The sequence below is a fragment of the Brucella haematophila genome (assembly GCF_005938105.1).
GTDB classification, from domain to species: Bacteria; Pseudomonadota; Alphaproteobacteria; order Rhizobiales; family Rhizobiaceae; genus Brucella; species Brucella haematophila.
This window is the reverse complement of sequence record NZ_VCPE01000044.1, coordinates 1-3,507: the sequence shown is the minus strand read 5'-3', so window position 1 is coordinate 3,507 and position 3,507 is coordinate 1. Positions and strand designations below refer to the sequence as shown.

The window sequence follows — 3,507 nt, the reverse complement described above, 5'->3', positions numbered from 1 at the left end:
GTGCGGTGGATCAACATGGCTCCGTTCTCGAAGAAATCTTGCAGAAGCGGCGTGATAAAAGGGCGGCAAAGCGATTGCTTGTGGCGTTAATGAGTGAGCGCGACGAACATCCCACCTTTTCTTTTGTGAATGATGCCGCGAGATAAGCTCCTTCATTGATAGGAGCGGACCGGGATGATTGGAGATCGCGCTGATGCCATGCTTGAAGACATGGATGAAGCCAGGCATGAGGGAAAGTATCGTCGGATCGAGGTGATTACCGGCCGGCGGCAGCGGCGGAATTGGACTGACGAGGAGAAGGCGCGGATCCTTGCGGAAAGCGCGGAACCTGATGTTAACATCTCGGCCGTTGCCCGGCGCTGGGGCGTCAATCGCGGCTTGCTGAACGTCTGGCGCCGGGACGCTGGGCTGACCTCTCAACGATCTGCGAGGTCCAGTGCGCAGCAGGCGATGTTCGTGCCGGTGACGGTAGTTGGCGATCGAACGCCGGCTCCAGGCGCGCCGTCAGATGTCGCCCACTTTGCCGCGGGTCGAATTGAGATCGAGATTGCTGGCGCGCGCATGACGGTTATCGGCCCGGTAGCACCTGAACTGGCGCAAGCGATGGTGGCGGCCTTGCGAGGTCGCCGGTGATCGGAGTTTCGCCGAGTGGCGTGAAGATCATGGTGGCTACGCAACCGGTCGACTTCCGGCGCGGCATGAATGGCCTTGTGGCTTTGGTGGCGTCAGCGCTCGCGGCCGATCCCTATTGTGGCGACGTGTTCGTTTTCCGCGCCAAGCGTCTGGATCGACTTCGCTGCATTTACTGGGATGGGTCAGGCATGATCCTGGCGACAAAGTGGTTGGAGAGCGGAAAGTTTGTTTGGCCCCCGATCCGCGATGGTGCGATGCAGATGAGTGCCCAGGAGTTCTCGCTTTTGCTAGCTGGCATTGACTGGACGCGGGTCAAGCGAAACGCGGTGAGACGACCCTCAAAAGTAGGCTGATCCTATTGGTTTTGCTTGAAGATTCAGGCTAATATGATAGGGTCGGTCATGCTGCTTCGACCCGATCCCTTGCCCCAGGATGCTGCGCAATTGACCCGGATCATTCTCTTACTCGACGAAGAAAATGCCGATCTCAAAGCGCGTATTGCCTTCCTTGAGCGCCAGCTCTTCGGGACGAAATCGGAGAAGATGACGATCATCGATCCAGCCCAGGCAACGCTCGACCTGGGCGATCTAAGCGATATTCCCGTTGCAGCCAATGACGATGCCGCACCGGCCGGTGAAGACAAAACACAGGCACGGCGATCGTCTGCCCGCAATATCGGCCGCTTGCCCAAGCATCTTCCGCGCTATGAAGAGATCATTGAGCCGGAGAGCAAGATTTGCCCCTGCTGTTCGTTCGAACTGCATTGCATCGACACGGACGTCAGCGAGGCGCTCGACATCGTACCTGCTGTTGTCCGGGTCAAACGGACGATCCGGCCGCGCTATGCATGCCGGGCCTGTGAGAGTGCCATCGTGCAAGCACCTGCACCGGCGCGCGTGATGGACGGTGGCATGGTGACCACGGCGTTTGCCGCGCATGTCGCTGTTTCGAAGTTTGCCTGGCATCTCCCGCTCAATCGACAGGCGCAAATGCTGGCCTCCTGCGGTGTCATCATCGATCGCGGTACGCTTGGCGCCTGGGTGATGCGGGTCGCCTGGTGGCTGGAGCTTCTCTATGACGCGCTTACCGCCTTTATCCGCTCGCAGCCGAGAGTGTTCTGTGACGAGACGCCGTTGCCGCGGCTCGAGCCGGGGCGCAAACGAACCAAGGTCTGCCAGTTATGGGCGCAGGCGGTTGACGACCGTCCCTGGAATGGTCCGGCACCGCCGGCCGTGGCCTATATCTTTGCCGAAAGCCGCAGCGCCCGCGAGATCGAGGGGCAATTGTCGTCGTTTACCGGCGTGCTTCAAGTCGATGGATACCAAGCCTATAAAACCATGGTCAAACGTCGGGGCAAGAGCAATGTCGCACCCATGCGGCTGGCCTTCTGCCTTGCTCATGCGCGGCGCAAGTTCGTCGATGTCGTCAAGCTGACGGGTTCTTCGGAGGCTTTGTCGATCCTTGCCAGGATTGCGGAAGTCTATCGGATCGAAGCAAAACTGCGCGGCGAAAGCGCCGATACCCGGCTCGTCGTGAGACGTCGCGAGGCTGCTCCAGTCATGAGAGAGCTGAAAGTCCACCTCACCGAACTGCGCGACGAGGTGTCGGCGAAATCGGCGCTTGGCAAGGCCGTCAGCTACACGCTCAACCATTGGAGCGGGTTGACAGCCTGCCTTGATGATGGCCGGGTCGAGATCGATTCCAATGTGGTCGAGCGTTCAATGAAATCCGTGGCCCTGACGAGGAAGAATTCGCTGTTCGTGGGCAACGAGCGGGGTGGAAAGACTTTCGCTGTCCTCGCATCGCTCGTCAACACCTGTAAACTGAATGGTGTGGACCCCGAGGTCTGGCTTGCCGATGTGCTGGAGCGCATCATCTCCGGCAAAGTGAAAGCCAACGAAATGGAAAGTCTCCTGCCGTGGGCCTGGAAGGCTGAGCGTGAAGCGATGACGCAGCAGGAGCGACGGGCGGCATGATGCACAACAGCCAGGGGACGACGGATCGACCGAAGCTTGATGACGCGGCGTTCGAAGCCTTTATCAGGGGACGCCGTCCGGCATCGCCAATCTGGTCAATGAGCGGTCTCGATGGTTATCTTACGGCTCTGATCATTGGCCCAAAGTTCATCGACCCACGCAAATGGATCCCGGAACTGACTGGCCCGGACGCCCTGAACCTGCCGATGGAAACAACCGAACATCGGGCCGTGCAGACGATCGTTGCGGAATATAACCGTATCTCGGGGAGCCTCTCTGAAACCCCGAAAGACTACCGGCCCAGGTTCACCAGGATCGATGATCAAACCTTTGATCCGTTCGATTGGGACCTCTGCTTTTTGCTGGCAACAGGATACGCGCCGAGACTTTGGCAGCCGGTTCTTCGCGGTCATGCCGTCACCGGCGATATCATTGCGCCAATTCGCAAGCTCGGCGAGACAAAACGCAAAGCCACCCGCCAGGATGCCGCTGACGTCGCTGAAGCACTCGTCAATATCCGAACCTATTTTATGCCGAAGCGGGCAAAGCAAAAGTTTTGACTGCCAGCCGGAAACCCATTCCGTCAATCACGAAAGACGTGGGCTATTCGTTGCGCTCACGTTAATGAAGCGCTATGGCTTTGCTCCCAAACGGATCATCACCGATAAGCTCCGCTCCTACGGTGCAGCAAAGGCAGAAGTGGCACCCGGCCTTGACCATTGGTCGCACAAGGGCCTCAATAATCGGGCCGAAAACAGCCATCTGCCGTTTCGAAAACGGGAGCGAACTATGCAAGGTCATCGGTCACCTGGAGCGTTGCAACGGTTCGTCTCCATGCACTCAGCGACCCGCAATTGTTTCTCTGTTCCATCTCGTCGCCGAGCCGCACACACAATTC

5 protein-coding genes and 1 pseudogene are annotated in these 3,507 nt (G+C 58.6%); all 6 read left to right on the top strand.

The features are described from left to right. Positions 1-146, top strand: a 146-nt coding sequence (locus FGI60_RS26630) for a DDE-type integrase/transposase/recombinase (RefSeq protein ID WP_268898870.1), incomplete at its 5' end; no start/stop codon positions are given. 28 nt (positions 147-174) lie between these two features. Beyond that, complete coding sequence (tnpA, locus tag FGI60_RS26075; protein ID WP_105528927.1) at positions 175-633, top strand: IS66-like element accessory protein TnpA; 459 nt, start codon at positions 175-177, stop codon at positions 631-633. Further along, the gene (tnpB, locus tag FGI60_RS26070) at positions 630-986 is read left to right on the top strand and encodes an IS66 family insertion sequence element accessory protein TnpB (protein WP_105528926.1); all 357 of its coding nucleotides are present in this window, start codon (positions 630-632) and stop codon (positions 984-986) included. The genes tnpA and tnpB overlap by 4 nt, the downstream gene beginning before the upstream one ends. A 48-nt stretch (positions 987-1,034) precedes the next feature. Further along, positions 1,035-2,609 (top strand): IS66 family transposase, encoded by a 1,575-nt coding sequence (gene tnpC / locus FGI60_RS26065; protein ID WP_138787568.1) that lies wholly within the window; start codon positions 1,035-1,037, stop codon positions 2,607-2,609. Then, on the top strand, positions 2,606-3,169 hold the full coding sequence (locus FGI60_RS26060) for a UPF0149 family protein (protein WP_105528924.1): 564 nt from the start codon (positions 2,606-2,608) through the stop codon (positions 3,167-3,169). The genes tnpC and FGI60_RS26060 overlap by 4 nt, the downstream gene beginning before the upstream one ends. Positions 3,170-3,230: 61 nt before the next feature. Further along, positions 3,231-3,507 (top strand): annotated as a pseudogene (locus tag FGI60_RS26055) (DDE-type integrase/transposase/recombinase); the annotation flags it as partial.